22 protein-coding genes are annotated in these 20454 nt (G+C 37.7%); 5 read left to right on the top strand and 17 right to left on the bottom strand.

What is annotated here, in order from left to right; all coding sequences use genetic code 11:
• Positions 1-17: 17 nt before the first annotated feature.
• The 4 genes from LS68_RS05690 to LS68_RS05675 all read left to right on the top strand — a co-directional run bounded on the left by LS68_RS05690 (position 18) and on the right by LS68_RS05675 (position 3563).
• Positions 18-1145 carry an NAD-binding protein gene (locus tag LS68_RS05690; protein WP_034372867.1) on the top strand — a complete coding sequence of 376 codons (1128 nt, stop codon included), beginning with the start codon at positions 18-20 and terminating at the stop codon, positions 1143-1145.
• The gene (gene argJ, locus LS68_RS05685; protein ID WP_034372870.1) at positions 1138-2358 is read left to right on the top strand and encodes a bifunctional glutamate N-acetyltransferase/amino-acid acetyltransferase ArgJ; all 1221 of its coding nucleotides are present in this window, start codon (positions 1138-1140) and stop codon (positions 2356-2358) included. Before LS68_RS05690 ends, argJ begins: the two co-directional genes overlap by 8 nt.
• A 113-nt stretch (positions 2359-2471) precedes the next feature.
• On the top strand, positions 2472-2699 hold the full coding sequence (locus LS68_RS05680) for a YdcH family protein (RefSeq protein WP_034372873.1): 228 nt from the start codon (positions 2472-2474) through the stop codon (positions 2697-2699).
• Positions 2700-2858: 159 nt separating this feature from the next.
• Positions 2859-3563, top strand: coding sequence for an endonuclease (locus tag LS68_RS05675; RefSeq protein WP_081950963.1), 705 nt, complete (start codon positions 2859-2861; stop codon positions 3561-3563).
• Positions 3564-3567: 4 nt separating this feature from the next.
• On the opposite strand, the gene LS68_RS05670 is transcribed toward LS68_RS05675, so the two are convergent.
• Positions 3568-4473, bottom strand: coding sequence for a J domain-containing protein (locus LS68_RS05670; RefSeq protein ID WP_034372877.1), 906 nt, complete (start codon positions 4471-4473; stop codon positions 3568-3570).
• 176 nt (positions 4474-4649) lie between these two features.
• Here LS68_RS05670 and LS68_RS05665 point away from each other — a divergent pair, with 176 nt between their 5' ends.
• Entirely contained in the window at positions 4650-5417 is a 768-nt protein-coding gene (locus LS68_RS05665) for a sulfite exporter TauE/SafE family protein (RefSeq protein WP_034372880.1), read from the top strand.
• An 85-nt stretch (positions 5418-5502) separates the two neighbouring features.
• Here LS68_RS05665 and LS68_RS05660 read toward each other — a convergent pair whose 3' ends face one another.
• The 16 genes from LS68_RS05660 to LS68_RS05590 all read right to left on the bottom strand — a co-directional run bounded on the left by LS68_RS05660 (position 5503) and on the right by LS68_RS05590 (position 20444).
• The gene (locus LS68_RS05660; RefSeq protein ID WP_034372884.1) at positions 5503-7161 is read right to left on the bottom strand and encodes a cation acetate symporter; all 1659 of its coding nucleotides are present in this window, start codon (positions 7159-7161) and stop codon (positions 5503-5505) included.
• Positions 7158-7517: a DUF485 domain-containing protein gene (locus LS68_RS05655; RefSeq protein WP_034372887.1), complete on the bottom strand. Its 360-nt coding sequence runs from the start codon at positions 7515-7517 to the stop codon at positions 7158-7160. The genes LS68_RS05660 and LS68_RS05655 overlap by 4 nt, the downstream gene beginning before the upstream one ends.
• A 156-nt stretch (positions 7518-7673) precedes the next feature.
• The gene (locus tag LS68_RS05650) at positions 7674-8222 is read right to left on the bottom strand and encodes a hypothetical protein (protein WP_034372890.1); all 549 of its coding nucleotides are present in this window, start codon (positions 8220-8222) and stop codon (positions 7674-7676) included.
• A 9-nt stretch (positions 8223-8231) separates the two neighbouring features.
• Complete coding sequence (locus tag LS68_RS05645; protein ID WP_034372893.1) at positions 8232-9056, bottom strand: cytolethal distending toxin subunit B family protein; 825 nt, start codon at positions 9054-9056, stop codon at positions 8232-8234.
• A 9-nt stretch (positions 9057-9065) separates the two neighbouring features.
• Positions 9066-9737, bottom strand: coding sequence for a cytolethal distending toxin subunit A/C (locus LS68_RS05640; RefSeq protein ID WP_034372896.1), 672 nt, complete (start codon positions 9735-9737; stop codon positions 9066-9068).
• Between the two features lie 125 nt (positions 9738-9862).
• The gene (locus LS68_RS05635; RefSeq protein ID WP_034372898.1) at positions 9863-10447 is read right to left on the bottom strand and encodes a DNA-deoxyinosine glycosylase; all 585 of its coding nucleotides are present in this window, start codon (positions 10445-10447) and stop codon (positions 9863-9865) included.
• Between the two features lie 5 nt (positions 10448-10452).
• Positions 10453-11955 (bottom strand): hypothetical protein, encoded by a 1503-nt coding sequence (locus LS68_RS05630; protein WP_034372901.1) that lies wholly within the window; start codon positions 11953-11955, stop codon positions 10453-10455.
• A 1-nt stretch (position 11956) separates the two neighbouring features.
• Positions 11957-13357 (bottom strand): restriction endonuclease subunit S, encoded by a 1401-nt coding sequence (locus LS68_RS05625; protein ID WP_034372903.1) that lies wholly within the window; start codon positions 13355-13357, stop codon positions 11957-11959.
• Complete coding sequence (locus LS68_RS05620) at positions 13354-15555, bottom strand: N-6 DNA methylase (RefSeq protein ID WP_034372906.1); 2202 nt, start codon at positions 15553-15555, stop codon at positions 13354-13356. The genes LS68_RS05625 and LS68_RS05620 overlap by 4 nt, the downstream gene beginning before the upstream one ends.
• A gap of 77 nt (positions 15556-15632) precedes the next feature.
• Positions 15633-16475, bottom strand: coding sequence for a hypothetical protein (locus LS68_RS05615; protein ID WP_034372909.1), 843 nt, complete (start codon positions 16473-16475; stop codon positions 15633-15635).
• Entirely contained in the window at positions 16472-16984 is a 513-nt protein-coding gene (locus LS68_RS05610; RefSeq protein WP_034372912.1) for an SLATT domain-containing protein, read from the bottom strand. The genes LS68_RS05615 and LS68_RS05610 overlap by 4 nt, the downstream gene beginning before the upstream one ends.
• Before the next feature lie 4 nt (positions 16985-16988).
• A complete protein-coding gene (locus tag LS68_RS09920) occupies positions 16989-17123 on the bottom strand; it encodes a hypothetical protein (RefSeq protein WP_277872306.1) in 135 nt (44 codons plus the stop codon).
• A gap of 88 nt (positions 17124-17211) precedes the next feature.
• Complete coding sequence (locus tag LS68_RS05605) at positions 17212-17412, bottom strand: hypothetical protein (protein ID WP_241993689.1); 201 nt, start codon at positions 17410-17412, stop codon at positions 17212-17214.
• A gap of 19 nt (positions 17413-17431) precedes the next feature.
• Positions 17432-17803, bottom strand: a complete 372-nt coding sequence (locus LS68_RS05600; RefSeq protein WP_034372915.1) for a DUF4156 domain-containing protein — start codon at positions 17801-17803, stop codon at positions 17432-17434.
• The gene (locus LS68_RS05595) at positions 17790-19772 is read right to left on the bottom strand and encodes a saccharopine dehydrogenase family protein (protein ID WP_241993688.1); all 1983 of its coding nucleotides are present in this window, start codon (positions 19770-19772) and stop codon (positions 17790-17792) included. Before LS68_RS05595 ends, LS68_RS05600 begins: the two co-directional genes overlap by 14 nt.
• 258 nt (positions 19773-20030) lie before the next feature.
• Positions 20031-20444, bottom strand: a complete 414-nt coding sequence (locus tag LS68_RS05590) for an META domain-containing protein (protein ID WP_034372918.1) — start codon at positions 20442-20444, stop codon at positions 20031-20033.
• Between the last annotated feature and the right edge of the window lie 10 nt (positions 20445-20454).

Raw genomic sequence — 20454 nt, 5'->3', positions numbered from 1 at the left:
AGTAAAGGCGTAAAGCCTTGTTTGCAAAAATTAAAAAAATTCTCAATCTAGGCAATCGCCCAAAACCTGATATTAATTTATCAGGAGAATTGTATGAACAGCTTAAACCTTTCCGTCTTCCTTTCGTTCTTGTTCAGCTTTTCTTGCTTTTTGGCACATTAGGATACTTAATCCTCGAAGACTATGATTTAATGCAGGCTTTTTTTCAAGCCTCTTACACTTTCACAAATACAGGATTTGGTTCGCTTAACGAAGATAAGTTTGGAACGATTACTATTTTATTCACCGTGCTTTTGATGATTTGTGGTGCGGGGGTGGTAACTTTTGGCGTAGCTTTTATTATGAGTGTAGTCAATGATGGTAAGCTCATTGCATTAATTAAGGAGCAAAAGATGATTTATAAAATAGCGCGTTTGACAAATCATTATGTGATATGCTATCACAATGATTTTACTATTGAGTTATGTCGGCAATTTTTAAAATCCCATATTCCTTTTGTGGTTGTCGATAATTCGCCAGATTTTGCAGAACAAGCGCAAAAACATAAATATCCTTATTACATTGTCGATGATCCTCATACGCAAATTGCGATGCTAAAATCCCACCTTTCCAGTGCAAAAGGCATTGTAAGTTTTTCTAAAAATCCTGCAGATAATATTACAATGATTGTAAGTGCGAGACTTTTTGAAGAAGAGCTACATCGGAAACCTTACTACATCATCGCCACTGCAAACTCGCAAGAAGAAGCACAAAAACTCAAAAAAATAGGTTGCGATTCCGTTGTTTCAGCTTCAGAATTAATGGCACAAAGAATCTCCGCAATGGCAGTGCGCCCCGATATGGAGAATCTTTTAGAGAGATTCTTATACAAACGGGACACATTACTTGATTTGGAAGAAATCATTGTCCCACGCTATTCATGGCTCGTGCTTAAAAAACTCAAAGAAGCACATTTCCGTGATGTAACCAATGTCTCTGTCGTAGGACTTACACAAAAAGATGGCAAATATATCACGATGCCTAATGGCAACACAGTCGTCTCAAGCGAATGCAAACTGCTTGTCATCGGCTCAAGTGAAAGTATCCGAGCAACCAAACGATTGATCGTTAAAAAACAAAAACCACGGGAGGTGGATTATGTCTAAATTTGAAATCTTTCCTATTCAAGGAGGTATCAATGCCCCAAAAGGATTCTATGCTGATGGCGTGAGTGCAGGTTTAAAGTCGCCATTAGAAAATGGTGCGCCTGCACTTGATGTAGCTTTTATCCATTTTGAAGAACCACTTATGCCTTTTGCAATTTTCACGAGCAATCGATTCCAAGCTGCGCCCATAGTGCATTTTAAACAATTTGTGCAGGGCAAAAAAAGTAATTTCGTGCTGATTAATACTAAAAATGCAAATGCCATGACGGGTCAAAAAGGTGTGCAAGATGTGCAGGAGATTCTCCACACTCTTCAGAAGAAATTTCCTCACATTCAAAATCCCATAATGTCTAGCACAGGAGTCATAGGACAATATTTGCCCAAAGAAAAAATCATCTCTTCTTTTGAATCTTTTTGCTTGTATGCAAATGACCCTCAAGCTCACTCACGGGCGGCTGATGCGATACGCACGACAGATTCTTTTAGCAAAGAAATTGCTTTAAGAGTAGAGTTAGAATCTGGAGAAAGCTTTTGCATCGGCGCAATGGCAAAAGGTGCAGGAATGATTGAACCCGCCTTAGCCACAATGCTGTGCTATATCACAACTGATGCGTGTGTGCCAGATTCTCATGCAGAATCTCTCCTCAAAGAATGCGCTCATACGACTTTTAATGCCATCAGCGTAGATGGGGATACAAGCACAAATGATTCTGTGTTTTTATTTGCTAATCATAAAAGCGGTGCGTATGATGAAGAAGCATTCAAAGAAGCTTTGCGTCTTGTGATGCACAAACTTGCCACAGACATTGTGCGTGATGGAGAAGGTGCGACCAAGCTTGTAGCTTTTGAAGTCAAAGGCGCACTCAACGAACAAGAAGCCATTAAGGCAGCCAAAGCTCTTACTAATTCTCCACTTGTCAAAACAGCAATTTTCGGCGGTGATCCTAATTGGGGAAGGATCGCTTCTACTATCGGCTCTTGCGGGGTAATGGCGAAAGAAGAAACGCTCAAAATTTATTTTAACGATGTGCTTGTGTTTGATTGTGAAAAGATTCTCTTTGATGAAGCAAATGAAAAACTTGCCGCAGAAGTAATGAAACAAGAAAGCTTTAGAATTGTATGCGACTTGGGCATAGGAGAGGGAAGCTTCAAGGCTTATGGTTGCGATTTAGGACATGAATATGTCAAAATCAACGCTGATTATCGCAGTTAATGCTTCTTTTATAGGATTCAAAGTTGATATTTATAATGAGTTGGCACAAAAATTTTTGCTATTATCAAATTTATCTTACAATATGATTTAGAATCTACATTTAAGGAGACCAAATGTTCCACGAATATCGCGATGAAGTTACCGCTCTAAAAACGCATGATGCGCATTTTGCAAAGATTTTTGAAGAGCATAATGAGCTTGATGATCGTATCCAAAAAATCGAAAATGGCGAAGAAATGATGAGTGATATGGAGTTAGAAACACTCAAAAAGCAAAAATTGCGCCTCAAAGATGAAGCGTATGCTATGATCTTAGAATACCGCAAAACACATAAAGCTTAATCGCTGCCAATCATCTCTTGCAAACAGAGATGATTTTTGGTTTTGCAGATTCTATGTTTGCGACCATTCTTTCCTCTCACAACTAACACAATGTTTCTTATACATCACTATCACGACCAATCCAACCACACACACTCTCCCCAAAAAGGTTTAATGTATATCCGCTTTGTTTTTCGCTTAGTGATTCTTGGCGCGTTGGGTTTATTGCTGTGTGCGTGTGCAGGCAAGCAAATATCTCCTCAAAACACACCCAAAAATTTTGCCCAAAGCAAAGCATTTCTCAAAAAAGCCTACAAGGAGCATCAATTCACACAAGAGTTTTACTGCGGTGTAGAATTTGATACTGATACGCTAAAGATTATCTCATCAGACCGATACACCCCACGCAATGCCCTAACCAAACAAGGTAAGCCTAATATCCGTGCACAAAGAATCGAGTTTGAACATATTATGCCTGCGCATCGTTTTGGCGGAAACTTGCCTTGTTGGAAAAATGGCGGACGCAAAGCGTGCCAAAAAGATAAAAAATTTGTGCAAATGGAATCGGATATACGCAACCTCCTCCCGGCTATCGGAGAAATCAATGCCGACAGAAGTAATTATGCTTATGATGAGCCTCCCGCAAATATCGCCTACACACAATACGGAAAATGCCTCGTCTATACAGATTTTAAAGCAAAAAGATTCTATCCCGCAGATTATTCTAAGGGCTTGATTGCGCGTGTCTATTTATATATGAGCGCACATTATGGTATCACGCTTACACCTGCTGAAAAAAGGTTAATGCAACAATGGGACAAACGCTATCCACCTAACGAATACGAACGAGCGTGGCTTGATTTAAAAGATTCTAAAAATAAATGATTAGTTACGATGCGCGAAGATAATGCTTAATTTTCTCATAAGCTTCTTGAATCTTTCTAAAGCGATCATTGTAGCTTTCTACGATTTGCTCATCTTGTCCGAAAACATTATCAGGGTGATATTCTTTTGCAAGTTTTAAATAACGCTTTTTGACCAGCTCAAAATCATCTTGATAATGGCTCTCTAATGTCATATAGCAACCTCTTAGCACTCTTTCTTCATCGGTCAAAAACGAATCATCAAAGCTCCCCAAACCTCCGCGATTCTTAAAACTATCATAATCAAAATCCAAAATCACATTATGAATCACCTTAAAACTAATCAGATTCATAATACTTTCCCAAAAATAAGGCTTTGTGCAATCCAAATAAATTTCATCACGATCACACCCGACATAATAATCTTCAAAAATATGCGCAATGTATCGTCTAGCTACGCTATTGGCTTGATCCATTTTGAGCATTACACGTCTTGAATTAAGCAGTCTCAAGGCAATTTTCACACGTTGAATCAATGAATTTTTACTCACGATTTTAATACGAATAGGCAGATAAGTAAAATCAAGTAGGTTTTTCAAATCCTGCAAGGGCTCTTCTGTGGATTGATGCGTATCTTCTTTATCAGAGGATTCTGTATATTCTCCCTCGTGGCTTTCTTCAGAAGCTGGATTCACAGAATCTACAAGATTATGAATCTTTTGATGCTTTTCATCTTGCCCAAAAGCGTGATACGCCCAATTGACTAAATAATCTTTTTTAAATCGCTCTCCATCGTCCAAAATAAGCACGGTTCGTGAAAGGCGATAGCTTTTAGAAAAATATTTTTCTGCATAAGCAAGTGCCTTTTTCAAAAACTCGTTGTCTTCTTCTACGGTGATTTGAATATAATTCTGTGTGAGTGTAACATTCATCGTAGCTTTATATCCTTCAAATTGAACTTCAAACACATTTTAGTTTGACCTACCAAACATACGCTTTAAACCAATAAGCAAAGATAATTCCATTATGGTTTAATGCCAAATCACTCAACCAAATGACAATGCTATGCTATAATAAACACAACTTTTAAAAAGGATTCTTAAAACAAATGGGTGTAGAAATATTAATCGCTATTGGCTTGATAAGCGGTGTTTGTGCTGGATTCTTTGGGATAGGTGGCGGGGTTATCATCGTGCCTTCTTTGTTGCTTTTAGGGCTAGAAATGGAATATGCTATTGGTATTTCGATTATGCAAATGGTGTTTTCCTCGACTTTTGGCTCATTGATTAATATCTATAAAAAGAATCTTGCCATTGCTGATGGCGTTTTTGTCGGTATTGGAGGGCTTATTGGCGCAAGTTTTAGCGGACTTATTGTCGATACTTTGGATTCTAAAATCTTATTGCTTTTGTTTTTTGCGCTAAGCTGCGTGAGCCTCTACAAATACGCCTTTAATGTCAAGACACAAGCCAATCCCACGCCACCGATTCAAGATCCTACCAAACAAAAACTGATGATGATTTTTGCAGGCACACTTACAGGAATTTTTGCAGTTTCTTTAGGTGTCGGAGGAGGACTAATCCTCGCTCCTATCCTTGCTTACTATCTAGGATTTGATTCTAAAAAAGTTGTGCCAATTTCGCTTTTTTTCATCATCTTTGCTTCAATCTCGGGGAGCATCTCTCTTGCAGCGCATGACTTGATAGACTTTCACGCAGGGCTAATCATCGGCATCTCCTCAATGATAGGCGTAGCACTAGGAATCTATCTTATCAGTAAAACAAGTCTTAAAAACCACCGATACGCACTTTTGGGAATTTACGCATTTTCGATATTTATGACTTTGTGGAAAATCATTCAAGTTTTTACTGCATAGAGCCTTTAAAAAGCATCAGCATATTCTTTCTCATACGCTTCTTTACTGAATCCTTGGTGTTTTAGCAAATTCAAAAAGCAGTGCGTCAATGCGCAACTGCTTCAGAGATCCCTACACCGCTTTGTGCGCGGAAGTCTTGCGCTTCAAATCCTGCCTTGTCAATCTTTGCTCTCTCGGAAAAATCAAGTTTTGAAATCACAAAAATCGCAATAAAAGTCAGCGGCATCGTAAAAATCGCAGGGTGATCATAAGGGAAAATCGCACTCTCAAAACCAAAGCTTTTCACCCAAATACTTGGACTTAAAAGCACCAAAGTAAGCACGACAATAAGCCCTATCAAACCGCCCCAAAATGCACCTTTAGTCGTGAGATTTTTCCAATAAATACACAAAAGCAAAATAGGGAAATTTACACTTGCCGCAATCGCAAAGGCTAATCCCACCGTGAAAGCAACATTTTGATTCTCAAAAATGATCCCTAAGATAATCGCAAAAACACCAATCCCAATCGTAGCGAGTTTGGTTACCTTCATCTCAAGCTTAGGATCACATTGTCCATTTTTAACGACATTGACAAACAAGTCGTGGCTAATCGCACCTGCGCCAGAAATCGCCAATCCAGAAACCACCGCCAAAATAGTCGCAAACGCCACTGCAGAAATAAAGCCTAAAAACAAATCTCCACCCAAAACTTGTGCGAGATTCACAGCCACCATATTGGTGATTCCATTAAAGCTCCCATCAGCATTTGTAAAGTCCGGATTCCCTAATAAAAGCGCAATCGCACCAAAACCAATCACAAAGGTTAAAATATAAAAGTATCCGATTAAACCTGTCGCATAAAACACAGATTTACGCGCTTCTTTGGCATCTTTGACCGTGAAAAACCGCATCAAAATATGAGGTAAGCCCGCTGTCCCAAACATCAATGCAAGCCCCAAACTCAACGCAGAAATCGTATCAGGTAAGAATCCACCTGGCGACATAATGCTTTCTCCCTTAGGGTGATGCGCAATTGCTTGAGAAAAATAATAACTCAAATCAAATTTTGTCAAATACAAAATCATAATTGCCATAAAACTTGCACCTGCTAAAAGCAATATCGCCTTAATGATTTGCACCCAAGTAGTTGCGTGCATTCCACCAAAGACGACATAGCAAATCATCAAGATTCCCACCAAGATAACTGCCAAAGTATAAGGAAGCCCAAAAAGCACTTGAATAAGTTGTCCTGCACCTACCATTTGCGCAATAAGATAAAAGACAATCACACTCAAAGCTGAAATAGCAGAAATAATACGAATAGGCTTTGCTTCTAAGCGATAGGCTGTAATATCTGCAAAGGTAAATTTACCGAGATTACGAAACTTTTCTGCAATAAGAAAAAGGATAATAGGCCAACCTGCCAAGAATCCAATCGAATAAATCAATCCATCAAAACCATTAGTAAATACCAACGCAGTAATGCCCAAAAAGCTTGCCGCACTCATAAAGTCTCCGGCAATCGCTGTGCCATTTTGCATACCTGTGATATTGCCGCCCGCAGTATAGAATCCACCCGCAGACTTGCTTTTTTTGTTGGAAAGATAAGTGATAAACAAAGTCGCAAGCACAAAAGCTAAAAACATTCCAGTAGCAATGGGATTAAATGAGGTTTTGCTAATCTCACCCAAATCAAATCCCGCTCCTAAACAAGCACTACTCAAAAACCCTACACTGATTAAAATACCTGCAATATGTTTCATTCCTCGTCCTTATAGCTAATTTTTCCGCTTTGAAGAGCTTCGATCGCACCGCTTTCTTTTAATTCTTCAATGATAGATTCTTGATCCTTGTCAAAATACCAGTTTGCTAAGAATGTATAAAGCCCTGTAGCAATTACACACAAAGCAATCAAAAACATTCCAACCAGAATCCCCAAAGTAACAGAACTCGGTCCCAAACGATAACCTAAAATTTCGGGGAACATTCCCACGCCCACAATAAATACATAATAACAACCCAAAACAATAAGCGACAAAATAAGTGAAATTTTGTTTCTAAAAGATACAAAATTTCTAAACTTAGCAAGAGCTTTTTGCTGATTCTTAGGTATCTTCATCGCATTCTCCTTATTTTTAATATTTTCATACACCTTCCAAGTAGTTTTATTACAAAAGGTAACTATACATTACAATAAGTTATGTAATTCAAGTGGTATCTGTGAGAATAATTTCATAAATTTAGAAAATTAGTAACAAATATACTTTATTGATAACTATGGTTCAATCAGCTTTGCGGGCAGGTGCGCGGGCAAAATCAGCATGAGATTTTTGAGATTGACCCAATTGAGCCTATCAACACTGCAAGGATTGATGCCAATCCCGCGCCCAGAGGGCAAGCGGGGGTTTATAAAGCTCGACATGCACTCGGTTTTGTCTAGCACAAACGAGCGAATCTGCACCGCTGAAGTGGTTGTGGGGATAATCGTAAAAATCGTCTCAAGCTTTCGCGTTTGCAGGTCTTCTTCGCAAGATTTTAGCGCAAATAGCCCGCTTTCGTCAATCCCCAAACACATTTTAGGGTTGTTTGTATTCACAAACTGCACCGCGCCCAAGCCAAATGAATCAAAAGGGTCGCTTTTGCGAATCTCTTCATCAAGCATAATTTGTTTGAGATTCCAGTTTGGGTGTTCCATGTCGGGCGCGAGAATATCACCCGACAACGCGCTTCGCAACGAAAATGCAGCGGTGAAGTCGGGCAAATCTTCGGGATTATCGGCATATAAACTACTAGAGAACAAAATAAGAGCAAGTAGCTTTTTCATAAACAACTCCTAAAAGCGTCCAAAATGGACAGGAAAATGGTCAGACGAAAGATGTGCGCGCATGCTTGCGGCAATCAGCAACGCGGTGATTTGCGGCAGGGCGAGTGTTGTGCGAGTGTTGCTTGAGCGCCCCACCACAGCATAGTCAAGCGTTCGCGCTGTGCCTCTTGCGCCAAAGTGTGTCGCCGAACGCGGCGAGATGATATTGATATGATTGGTGATTCGTGTGTCTAGCCCCGCTTGCAGTGTCGCGGGTTCGCGGTTAAAATCGCCCGCAATCAGCCAATTGATTTCGGGCATATTGATAAAAAAATCATGCACTGCTGTTACAAGCGCGGGTGCATCGCCCCCACCGCTTGCAAGGGCGTGGATATTGAAAAACACATCATTGCCAATGCGAATGCCAATTGCCGGGCGCGAGGTATCGGTTGCGACAACATTTTGACTCACCACAAACACATCATCAGCGCGTCTGTCGGACACTATGGCGAGATTCACACGCCGCGCCCCGACATCAAGTGGCGCATAGTAGATATACACCATACGCGGGCGCGAGTTTGTGCCTAGCTCCCATGTGAATTCTTCTATGGGTGTGCCGCCGGGTTGGACGACTCTCCCTGTGCGCCGCGCCGAAGACGGGAGCGCACCCGCTTCTTGAATCATCAAGATATTTGCGGGGTTGTCGCCCGTAATCAGCTGTCGCACGCTCACATTCCACTTGCTTTCGGTGTTTGCCGAAGAACCTTGCAGATTCCAAGTGCTGACTTTATAGTCTTCAATATTGCCAAAGGCGAGGCTAAAGCTCATTGCTAAGAAATAGAATAATTTTCTCATCTTTTTCCTTTAGGGATTGGTTACAAAAATAGGGTCTGAAGGAAGCAAAATCGGCGTGATATACCATTGTTGGTCAAGATTGCTTTCAGCACTTGTTACGCATTGCTTAAGGAAAATGCTAAAATATTGTGTGGTGCGAATAGTCGGCGTCTGCACGCAGGTTTTGAGAGCGACATTTTGAATCTGCACCGCTTGGTTATCAAAAAAGTTGAGATTCCAAAGTTGCGTTTGGTCGTTGGTGCTGCACACCGCGTGAATCACACCATTTTTGTAGCCTTTGAGGCAAGTTTTGAGTTTTAGATTCTGAATCTGCACTTGCCCATTTGGAAAGCTAAGAATGCGCCAAAAGCGCACATCGCCAAACTCGTAGCTATCAATGGGCGTGTATCCCCACACCCAATTTTGCGGTTTGAGCGCCCAGATTGTGATGATTCCACCGCCCGGACTCATTAGCGCAACAGGGTTTGAGGCGTTTGCGGGGACGATTTGGTTGGCGTTTGAGAGCGCAAGGGGCGGGTGATTGCCGAGATTGAGCAACATCTCGCGTGATTGTGCGCCCGGCTGGGGCAGGTTTGGGGGTGTTGGGGTGTCGCCAATGCCCAAATCAGCATCAGACATGTCGGGCGTGGAGTGGCACGCAGTCAAAAAAAGCGCGAAAAATGCGGTCGCAAAAAGTCTCATTTTTATCCTTTGCAATGGGGTTTGAACTTAGGATATGGGGTTATTTTGAAGCCAAAAGATTAACGAAAAGTTAATATTGCTATGCGCCACAAAGCAACAAGGAGTGGGGATTGGGCTTTTGTGATTTATGACATCTCGCGCAGAATCTGCCACGAAAGTAGGAGTTTTTGGAGGTTAGTTTTGGCGTTTGCGGGGCTGGTTGAGGGCAGAGAAAAGATGTTGATATTGCGGTTAAATTTTTGTGAAAAAGAGGGTGGGGGGATAAGGATTTTATAATATTCTTTGGTTTGGGCTGTGAGCGGAAAGCCGAGATTCTTACAATATTTTTGAAAAAGTGCGCTTGCTTTTGTGCCATTGAGACAAATAGTCTTAATCTTGCTTGAGCTAAGCAGCGCAAAGATGTCATTAAACGCAATATTTTTGAGGCTACTATCGCTCGAACCGATAATCTCACAGGTTTGCACAATATCCCACAGTACGAGGGAATGGGATTGTAGAAATGCGGTTTTGGCGGCGATGTTATTTATTAAGGCTTGATTTTGTGCGATACTCTTATCATCAAACAATGCTCCCAACACTTTCCAAAAGCGATTTTGTGGGTGTGCGTAGTAGAATCCACACTCGCGTGATTTTATAGAAGGGAACGAGCCAAGAATGAGGGTTTTAGAATCTGCATTCAAACCACTAGGCGGGAATGGGTGGGTGGGCATTTTCTTTAATCCCGCCGAATTGGCTTACATATATTCTCTAAAATGTTTTTTAACTTACATTTCAAGTCATTTTTTAATCCTTCAAGATCATTTGATGAATAGTTGATTCTGTCTTTTGTTATCAAATCAAAATGCACAGCCTTTTCTTTACTTATTTGCATATTTTCATTTTCATCAAACAAAAGGATTAAAGGCTTATTTTGTCCTTCTGCTAAACCGATTTCATAATAAACATTTGGGCGAGAATATGTCAAGTCTGCAATCATCAAATCACACCCTTTAATGCCATTTTTAATTTTCTCAATAATATCTTTAGATTCAATATCTTCTTTATCTACTCTATAAGGCAAGTATATTTGCTTATGTTGATGTTCTTTGCTTAGCTCATAACCTTCAGCCACCAGTTCATTATAAACATCAACTATACTACTCCAAATATTATTTGTATTTTTAAAAGCCATAGCCACAAAAACCTTTTGAATTCTGGAATTATAAATTTCATCAAAAATATGCACAAGGCTTGCTAAATCCATTTTTGCTTTATAAATATGATTATTCAATACCCATTTTTTAAAAAGTTCTATCTTTTTTGTAGCTTGACCACTAATTGCATAAAATAAAAATGCAAAAAATAAACTCGTATTGTTTGTTTCTTTTAAATTTTTGTCTTTGAAAATCTCATTAATAGAATTAAGACGCCCTTGCATGTCTTCTATTTCTATCTCCACTTTAATAGCCTCTAAAAATTTGAAAAAATCTAAAAAGCTACTTCTTTTATTATTGTCAAAAATATTTTCTAAGTTTTTAAAATACTCTGTAAAAGAGAGTTTAGAGGCTTTTTTAGCATAGTAATATGGCAATCCAAAAGCTTTATCATCTTTGAGTTTTTCATCAGGGAAATTTGAATTATCTTCAAATATAAGTTGCAAATTTTGTTCCATACTCAAAGGAACTGCCTTAAAGTTAAGATTATGGAATATTATTTTGGCTTGTTTGCTATACTCTTCTTTAGTTCTAAAAAATATAATACAAACAGCAATGATTAGTTTTAGGTCTTTTGTTTTAGATTTAAGGTTTTCAAAAGCAGTAATTCTATGATTTCCATCAATACGAAAGAAAATATTTTCATCATTTCTTTCTTTGAGTGTGCTTAATGTTGCTACTTTAAAAGTTGAATCGCCATAAGGCTTTGGAGATTGAATGCCTATATTAAGCTTTTTAAAGCCAAAATTCCCTTTTTGATTATCTTGAAATGCCCAAATAAATTCTTCCAACCTCTGGATTTCCTCTTCATCTTCTGGCAAATAACACCCTAATACTAATTCTGGAAAAAATAGATTCTCCCCTCTTTCTAAAAAACCTTGCAATTCTTTGCTGTGTTGCTCTATAGTGCCTCTTTGATAGTCATCATCAGGCTTTGAAATTCTAGCAATCTCTTCAAAATCTGCAAAGCCTCGAAAGGTCAAAAATCCCCCGAGTGAAGTTTCCATGATGCCTTTTAGCTTCATCTTATCCTCCTAATATCATTTTTTCTACTTCTTTTTTAGCAGATTCTAGAATCTCTTTTGCCTCTTGCTGCAACTTCTTTGCCTTGTCTCTACGATGCGTGATTTCATCGGCGATTTGCTCTTGAATTAGTAAGGGTGGGAGGGGGATTTTTAGAGATTCTAATTCTTGAATATTGATATTGAGCTGCGCAACAGGTCTTTGCAATCTTGAAGTTTGATTCTTTGTTATATTAGATGACAAAATACATAGAATAAAATCATTAAAAACATTTTTCTTAAATCTTAAAATTGCAATAGCTTGATTAATCACTGCTGGCAAATCATAGTTATACTGGGCTATCTTTCCTATACTACCAGCTATCCCAAATAAAATATCTCCCCTTTTTACTCTTACTCTTGATAAATCAATATTATAAATATGCTCTTTTACAAAGATTACATTCTCTAAATCAACTTCAAGATTTTGGGTAAAATTCACCAATCTTAAAAAATAATATTTGCCATTTTCTTCATAGTCTTCCCCTTTAGATTTTGGAGTAGCGCCAGAAGCAATAAAATTTGTAATATCCTTAAGTCTCTCCAAAGGATACTTGCCCTTTTGCAGGGCTTTTTCTAGGTCTTGGTAATATTTTTGATGATAGCTTGGGTCGAAGCGAGAACCACTTAAAGCACTTATTTTTTGCGTGAAGATTCTAGAATCTAAAGTATTATTTGCTTTTTGTGGCATAGTAATGCCTAATTCACCCAATAAATATTCATCAATAGAATCTAAAAGTTCTTGGGCTTGTTGTTCTTTATCTTTTTTAACTTTATAGGCATTATCCATAATGTCAATAATTTGTTGCTGGATTTGTTTATTGGGAATCTGTGGAATTTGCAATTCTTTGATTCTCTCAATAGCCAATTTTGGAATTGTCGTTTGAATATATTGTCTTTTCATTTGGTTTTGTAGGAACGAAGTTTTCAAAATAATGCTCAAAAACTTTGGCAATACGCGATTCATAGCCTGTAGCTTTACACAATTTTCTGTTAAAATAACTTGATTATTTGTGGAGTTTTTAAATAAGAATATTTTTCCTATTGTTCCCGCAATGGACAAGGCTATCTCATCATTATGAATTTCATAGCGAGAAAGAAGCTTAAAAATATGCTCATCTATTGATTTTAAATTATCTATATCAATATCTAAACTTTCAGAATCTAAATCTTCAACACGTAAATATTTATATGGCGTTATAGTGTTAGAATAGGTTTCACCCTTTGGAATTCTCTTACCACTTCGAATAGAAACAAAGCTTTTTAGAGGGTAGGTCGTTATTGCCATGTTGGTAGTTTTATAATATTCTGCATCAAATCTCTCACCGCTTAATTCACTCCATTTTCTGATAAACATTTCACTCATACTAAGCCTTTGATGAATTTCTCTAATTCTTTGGTGATAACATCTAGTTCATTGTTTCCTGTAGGTTTGCCTGTCGCGTCATAGCCAATATCTTCAGCAATTGCCATAAAAATATCATAATCTAGTCCCTGCTCCTCAAAAAGCCTTGTCTTTTCTTGTTGATAAATCTCTATCATCTCATCTTGCAAAGAGGTAATTTGCTTTCTATATTTTATGCTAATAGCATTTTTTGCTTCTTTGTAGGATTCTTGTTCTTTATCTTCTTTGCTGGGATATTGATTATTTAAATCTTTCATTTCTTTTTTCTTTAAGTTGTCTAAATCCTGCATTTTGTCTTCATATTTTTGGGATATTTTGATTTTATTTTGCAAGTTTTCTTTAAATTTTTTAATTTTTTGTGTTTGTTCTATGCTGTATTTTTGTAGAAACAAAACAGAACTCTTAACCCCTGCTCCTGTGTGAGAAAAAGCAGTTTGTGGCATAGAGACAACAGCGAGGATTCTGTAAAGTTCTTCTATATTATCACGCACATATTGTAAGCTTGAGTTCGTCAAGATACCATCAGGGATAACAATAGCTAGAATCCCTTTGTCTTTTAAAAAATTATAGGCTTGTTCGATAAAAAGTATCTCTGTGCTTTGACTTTCTTTCCCTTTTCTGTGTGGCTTTAAATCTAGCCAAGAATCTCCACTATAAGCAAGGTTATATTGATGCAAATAAGCCTTTTCTGTTTGTTTAATAGTAGAGCCAAAAGGGGGATTGGTAATAATAAAATCAAAATGATTTGGCTTGAAATCTTTATTTTGATTTTTAATTGCAAGTTTATTCAGTCTCTCTTTTAAATCTCTATTTTCTTCATTATCTTCTAATTTGATGCTTGCCTCTTCAATGGGGGCTAAGCCATCATAAGCAATGACATTGGTATGCCCATCATCGTGGATAATCATGTTCATTTTGGCTACTCTTGCGATTTGTTCGTTGATTTCTATACCAAATAAATTTTTCTCTGCAAACGAATGCCAATAATTATGGTGTTTAAGCGCATTTGTTTTAAACTTTTCATCTGCTTGCTTACGCACTTTATCTAAAGCGTGGAGTAAGAAGCCACCACTCCCACAACTCGTATCAAGCACAAAGGAATTATTATTAATAGGCAAAACATCTACAATAAATTTCACAATTTCTCTAGGTGTGAAATATTGCCCAAAATCTCCCCTAAAGAATGAACCCATAAAGGTTTCAAAAGCTCTTCCTTTAGAATCTAAATCTGTTTCTGAGAGATTGTATTTTTCTAAATACCCTACTACTGCACGAATCTTTTCAGGACTTAAGCGAATATCCTCTTTGAAAACTTCGGGGTCTTTCTTACGTCCTTCTTCATAAAGTTCATAGATTCTTTGGGCTAACTCTTGGTTTATTCTCTCGTTTTCTGATTGTTTTTGATTTTTGTCTTTTTCCTCTTTTTGATTTCTTTTGGTATAAATTTGGAATTTGTAAGGTTCTCCATCGGGAGTATTTTTTTCGTCCCAAATCTTGCAAAATATCAGTTTATCAAGCTCATCAAATGCAGTGCTTGGATTTAACTCACCTCCTCCCCAAAGGGCATTATGTGCTTGTTTAAAAACCTGCGTTAATTCGTCTTGCTTGATAACTATTAAATCAAAATATTTTTTGTCTCCTCTTTGCCCACCTGCTACATATTTATACACTGCAATTTCTTTTGAGCCAAATTGTGGAATATCGGAAATGGTGATTCTCTGTCTTGGACGCTCTTTTGGGACTTGATAATACTCATCTTTTAGCCCAGAAGTAATCCACACATAAGAAGCTAACTCTGTCGTTGCATAACTAAAAGCTTGTTCAACTGCATTTCTAAACTCCAAATCTGAAATGTCTTGTTTTTTGCATTCAACGATAATATAAGGAGATTGACATTGAATATCATTAAAAACAATAATATCTGCCTCTTTAGTAGAACTTCCCATTTTGACAGGTTCAAATTGTTTAATAGATTCTACAGGATAATTGTATTGCAAGATAAGTTTCAAAAATGTCATTGCTTGAACTTTTTCCTCTGGATTGGTATATTTGCGTTTTTTATTTTGATGAATATAGGTAATGTATTCTTTATTTTCATCAAATAAAATCAGATTCTTGTCGATACCTTCATCTATTAAATCTTGTTCAAAATTATTCATTTTCCTCTCCTTGATTTCTTTGATATTTATATAAATTTCAGAATCTCAAGATTCTTTCTAAAATACTTTGACATAGATTATTCAAACAAATTTTTGATATAAATTTCATTGTCATGATATTTAGCTTTCTTTGCATCTTCCTGTAATCTTTCAATCTTATTTTGTTTATATTCTGGTAAATCCCAACAGATAGGTAATAATTCACAAAATCTATAAAAATACTCAGATAAGCTATAATCTCCTCTCAAAAAAGGACGTTTGGATAAATCACATTGCTGCGTTATCCATTTTTCTAACTCATAAGATTCATAAATATGCCCTTGCTTTGCATTCCATATTTTAGCTATTCTTACTAATCGTCTTAAAGTTTGATTATTCACTAATTCTCTATCTAAGTCATTCGGATTAGTTGAAATCCAATCCCAAACTCGCGTTTGATACCAATTTTGCTTATTTGGAATTCTATAATCTCCAAAATCATCAATAATGGCAGGGACTAAATCAAATTTAATATGATTGAGTTCTAAAACTACTGCTGGGAAACTTTGCTTGCAAATAGAGGTCGGGTATTTGGATTCTGCAAATTCTTTCAAGTAATCTAAATAATCTTGTGGTTTTTTAGGATAATTATTTCTAGGTTCTAAACGATAAAATCCTCCAAATATTTTTCCAAAAACAACTATTATGTCAACATCAGAATTTTCATCAAACTGCCTTGATATAATCGTTTTTCTTTTATAAGAACCAAAAACAAAATATTTTTCAATTTGATTTCTTGGAGTAATTGAAATCTCATTACTTTCATCAAATTGTTGTAATCTTCGAAATATTGTATTAATAGAAACTTGAATGTTATTCTTCTCATTATCCCTTACAATCGCTCTTTCCGCCAAATCATTCAAGTAGCTATTCACACTCATTTTTGCTCCTTATCTACTTGATATTGTGCGTTTTTATCTATTTCAATCTGCTTTTTCGCACTTTTGTATCCTGCTTGAGCAATGGGCAAAGAATTTTCATTAATATTAGTTCTCCTAGAATCTAACTTTTTTAAGTATTGAATTTGTTGCTCTATGCTTATATTCTTAGATTCTATTTCCAAAAATATTCTAGCCTTATTCCTAAGAGCTAGATATTTGTTTCCACTATTTTGGTGAGATAAATACTTCTCTTGAGGGTTTAAAAATACAAGTAACATTGTTATAAATCCTGATATAATAGCAATAAACCCACTCCAACATTCATTTGAATCATTATACACAAAAACTAGACTCGCACAAACAGAAGCAATAGATGTTATCATTAAGGCATAATTCCAGTATCTCCAATACTTTGCACTCTCAAAATGTCCCTTAGCTGAATAAATAGAATCTTCTTTGATTCTTTCAACTTCTCTTTTGATATTTTCTAAAATTTCATTTTCGCTCATTTTCCTACTCCCGCCATATCAGATTTTTAAATTTTTGGTATTTGCATAAATCTAAGCAGCCTTTAGCAATGATTTCGTGATTGTCATATTCTGCAGATTCTATGCCCTTAGAATCTGCAAACAATTCTCTCGTTCTCACATCAAACGCTTTTTGTAATCCATATTCTAGCCCTCACCTTAATTTTTAAAATCATATTTTTAATATTCACACTTCATAAGGAATAATCTTAATATTCCAAATTATTCTCTTCAAGAAATTTTTTCACGCCATAATCCATATTTTGGCAACTCGTTACAAAAACTCGATGCACTTTTCGTTTGGCAAAAATCTTTTGATTCTGCTCAATATATGCTGTGCAGTCTCCTAGAAAAATCCTTAAATGTTCTTGCTTGACTTGAGATTTTTCCCAATTTTTACATTGAATCAAAAGTGCCTCTTCTTCGCCTTTACTTGCATTTATAAATTTCACCCTCTATGAGATATTCCTGCGAATCCCAAAATGAATTCCAACCTTTTTCCATATTTAATATATACAAAGTATCTCCACCTAATGTCGCGGACTTGTTTTTCAAATCATTGAGAGCAGATTCTCTCAAATCTAGCAGACTCATAGAACTCCAAGTGTCTATTTTTTGCCCAACTTCTTGACCCAACAAACGACAATCTTTAGGTTTTTCCTTTGTTATATTTATGCTTTTAGCTTGAGGCAATAGGTGGGTTTTTGATGTGCAGCCCACCAATAGGGCTAAAAAAAATATTGCGATGCAGTATTTCATAGCTCTCTTGCCAATGAAAACAAAATTTTTACTTTCTCCCATCTTCTATCACCCTAACTTCCCCGCTCGATTCCACCTCTAAAACCACAAATGGCAACCCTTGTTTATTGAGTTCTTTCATAAAGGGGTCGGGGTCGTTTTGCTCCATATTCCACACCCCCGCGCCTTGCGTTGCACGATAATGTTTATTGATATTTTTATCTACTTTCACAATTGCCTCAAATTGTTCTCTTGTGGTTTTGAAAAATGTTCCATTAAACCAATTATTCCCTGTCTCTCCCCAAGGTGATTTAGTAAAGGCTGAATATTTGCCTTTGCTACTATCGTATAAACGAATGATTATTTCTGGTATATCCTGAGGCTTAACATCTATTGCGCCTTGAAATTTTAAATATACATCTTCATCTTTCTTGTTACAAATTGAAAATACTGCACGAAAAGCCTGAATTTTATCTGTTCCTCCACTATCCTTATCTGCAGACACATAACATAAAACGTTATCTCCTACTTGCATATCTTTAAAACAAGCTTCATAGTCTCTCATGTTTCCATTTTCCCGATATAGCGACCACCGCCAACCTTCTTTCCCTATCTTTTCTCCATCAACACCACACTGATCTTCAATTTTTTTAGGTTGGCAACATACAATCCAATAACCCGTATTAATCCCCTGATATTCGCCGCCTTTTGGCATATCGCTATTATCCGCGCCGCTTGCATTCTTGCTTGCCCCAACGCCCCACTTGCCCTCGCAAATCAACTTCGCCCCAATCATCGCCGGCACGCCTGTGGTGTAGCTCACCCCCTGCGCATTCACCTCGTCAAAGCATTTCTCGTGTTCGCAAACATTATAAATATAAATCGTGCGCTCCTTGCCGTCCTTCACCCCGCGCATATAGCAGCCAATATTCGTCTTGCCCTTTGTGCGCGGTGCGAGGCTCGCTGGGTCGGGCAATAGCGTCTTTAGCACCTCGATAGGCACAATGCTCCCGCCCTTGTGCTGCACAGAATCGACACGCAAAAGCCCGACATTTTCAAGGCATTTCATATGTGTAAGGTAGCTCTCGCCAAAGGTCATAAAAAAGCGAATCTTGCGCAAACCTTTGATGTTTCTTATCAAAGATTCCAACTCCTCGTGATAGAGTAGATAGCTGTTTTTCACCCCTACTTCGGGGTAGTCCCACTCTTTCATCAGTGCAAGTGGGGCAATGTCGCGCCACTCTCCGCCAAAATACCCCTCAACTTTCAAATCCTGTGTGTTGGATTCTAAACTAAAATGCTTTTCTTCGCGCTCAAACTTGCGATAAATCGTGTCTTGTTGCAAGTCTGGATTTAGATTCAAATCGGTTTGGGAGACAAGATTATGGATTGCCGTGCGGTTTTCAGCCGCTCCCAAAGACGAATCGCCCTTCACCCAATACCGCGCTTTGCTGCTCACCTCGCGCAAATTAATCTCTGGGTTAAAGTTTGTCGCAAATGCATACCCATGGTCGCCCGCGTTGCAATCCAAAATATCAATAGAATAAATTTCATCAAAATAATGTTTCTGCGCATACGCACAAAACACATTCGTAACACCCGGGTCAAACCCGCTACCAAGCAGCGCAAAAATCCCCGCTTCTTTGTAGCGCGTGTCATACGCCCACTGCTCTTTATACTCAAAATGCGCATTATCGGGGTGTTCATAGTTTGCGGTGTCAAGATAATGCGTTTTGGTGCGCAAACACGCTTCCATAATCGCCAAATCCTGATAAGGCAACGCGACATTCACAACAAGCGCGGGGCGCACTTTGTTTATCAGCGCAACGAGCGCATCGACATTATCCGCATCAACGACATCAACCTCAATCTCGCCCAAGCCCTTAGCACGGATAGAATCTGCAATCGCCTTGCATTTGCCAAGTGTGCGCGAAGCAAGGACAATGCGCGAAAACACCTCGCGATTTTTTGCCATTTTGTGTGCCACCACACCGCCAACGCCACCCGCACCAATCTGTAATACAACTGCCATATAGAATCCTTTAGAGTGAAATAAAAGATTTATCTGTTATAAATCTCACTTAATCATACGGGATTCTATCATTTTATCGCTGTTTTTGTTATTGACAATGCCGCCTTTACTGCCAAAAGACAAGGCAAAACCTTAAAAATTCACAGATTCTTATGATGAAAAAAATAATAAAAATGAAAGAAATTTGAGAAGTTAGAAATCATTTAAAAAGGCATACACGCGAAACTATGCAGTATGCCAAAAGTTTATCTAAAGATTCTATCGGTGAAAAATCGCCTTAATAGAGCCTCGTGTGATGATAAGCTGATTACTCTGAATCAAGACATCACTTGTGCCATCAGCAAAAAGCTGCACCAAAGTATCTTCCACAGCCATACTTTCTGGAGCACAAAGCATTCTTGTCATACCGACACCGACAAAATGAAGCTTATTATTCTTAAGCGTGTAATCGCCAAAAAACCCATTGCACCCAGCATTGCCATTTAATCCTCGATTTGCATCAAAATCCACATATGCAGTATGTTCTGACATCGCCACATTAATTTGTTTCCCTGCATTATCAAGTGAAGAAAGCATCCATCTGTGTGCAATCTGACTTTGCAAATCTTGTGCATTACCACAACCTATGGCAAATATACCTACTATAACCAAACACAAATTCTTCATACGCATCACTACTCCT

This window comes from Helicobacter sp. MIT 05-5293, assembly GCF_000765665.2.
GTDB lineage: Bacteria > Campylobacterota > Campylobacteria > Campylobacterales > Helicobacteraceae > Helicobacter_C.
This window is presented reverse-complemented; position numbering and strand designations above follow the sequence as displayed.

Bases quoted from the DNA above. Each gene is read 5' to 3' on its own strand.
- LS68_RS05645 (WP_034372893.1), bottom strand. From the start codon at position 9,056: ATGAGAAAATTATTCTATTTCTTAGCAATGAGCTTTAGCCTCGCCTTT.
- argJ (WP_034372870.1), top strand. From the start codon at position 1,138: ATGTCTAAATTTGAAATCTTTCCTATTCAAGGAGGTATCAATGCCCCA.
- LS68_RS05670 (WP_034372877.1), bottom strand. From the start codon at position 4,473: ATGAATGTTACACTCACACAGAATTATATTCAAATCACCGTAGAAGAA.
- LS68_RS05630 (WP_034372901.1), bottom strand. From the start codon at position 11,955: ATGAAGCTAAAAGGCATCATGGAAACTTCACTCGGGGGATTTTTGACC.
- LS68_RS05665 (WP_034372880.1), top strand. From the start codon at position 4,650: ATGGGTGTAGAAATATTAATCGCTATTGGCTTGATAAGCGGTGTTTGT.
- LS68_RS05635 (WP_034372898.1), bottom strand. From the start codon at position 10,447: ATGCCCACCCACCCATTCCCGCCTAGTGGTTTGAATGCAGATTCTAAA.
- LS68_RS05660 (WP_034372884.1), bottom strand. From the start codon at position 7,161: ATGAAACATATTGCAGGTATTTTAATCAGTGTAGGGTTTTTGAGTAGT.
- LS68_RS05655 (WP_034372887.1), bottom strand. From the start codon at position 7,517: ATGAAGATACCTAAGAATCAGCAAAAAGCTCTTGCTAAGTTTAGAAAT.
- LS68_RS05595 (WP_241993688.1), bottom strand. From the start codon at position 19,772: ATGGCAGTTGTATTACAGATTGGTGCGGGTGGCGTTGGCGGTGTGGTG.
- LS68_RS05650 (WP_034372890.1), bottom strand. From the start codon at position 8,222: ATGAAAAAGCTACTTGCTCTTATTTTGTTCTCTAGTAGTTTATATGCC.
- LS68_RS05600 (WP_034372915.1), bottom strand. From the start codon at position 17,803: ATGGGAGAAAGTAAAAATTTTGTTTTCATTGGCAAGAGAGCTATGAAA.
- LS68_RS05625 (WP_034372903.1), bottom strand. From the start codon at position 13,357: ATGAGTGAAATGTTTATCAGAAAATGGAGTGAATTAAGCGGTGAGAGA.
- LS68_RS05610 (WP_034372912.1), bottom strand. From the start codon at position 16,984: ATGAGCGAAAATGAAATTTTAGAAAATATCAAAAGAGAAGTTGAAAGA.
- LS68_RS05615 (WP_034372909.1), bottom strand. From the start codon at position 16,475: ATGAGTGTGAATAGCTACTTGAATGATTTGGCGGAAAGAGCGATTGTA.
- LS68_RS05590 (WP_034372918.1), bottom strand. From the start codon at position 20,444: ATGCGTATGAAGAATTTGTGTTTGGTTATAGTAGGTATATTTGCCATA.
- LS68_RS05640 (WP_034372896.1), bottom strand. From the start codon at position 9,737: ATGAGACTTTTTGCGACCGCATTTTTCGCGCTTTTTTTGACTGCGTGC.
- LS68_RS05620 (WP_034372906.1), bottom strand. From the start codon at position 15,555: ATGAATAATTTTGAACAAGATTTAATAGATGAAGGTATCGACAAGAAT.
- LS68_RS05680 (WP_034372873.1), top strand. From the start codon at position 2,472: ATGTTCCACGAATATCGCGATGAAGTTACCGCTCTAAAAACGCATGAT.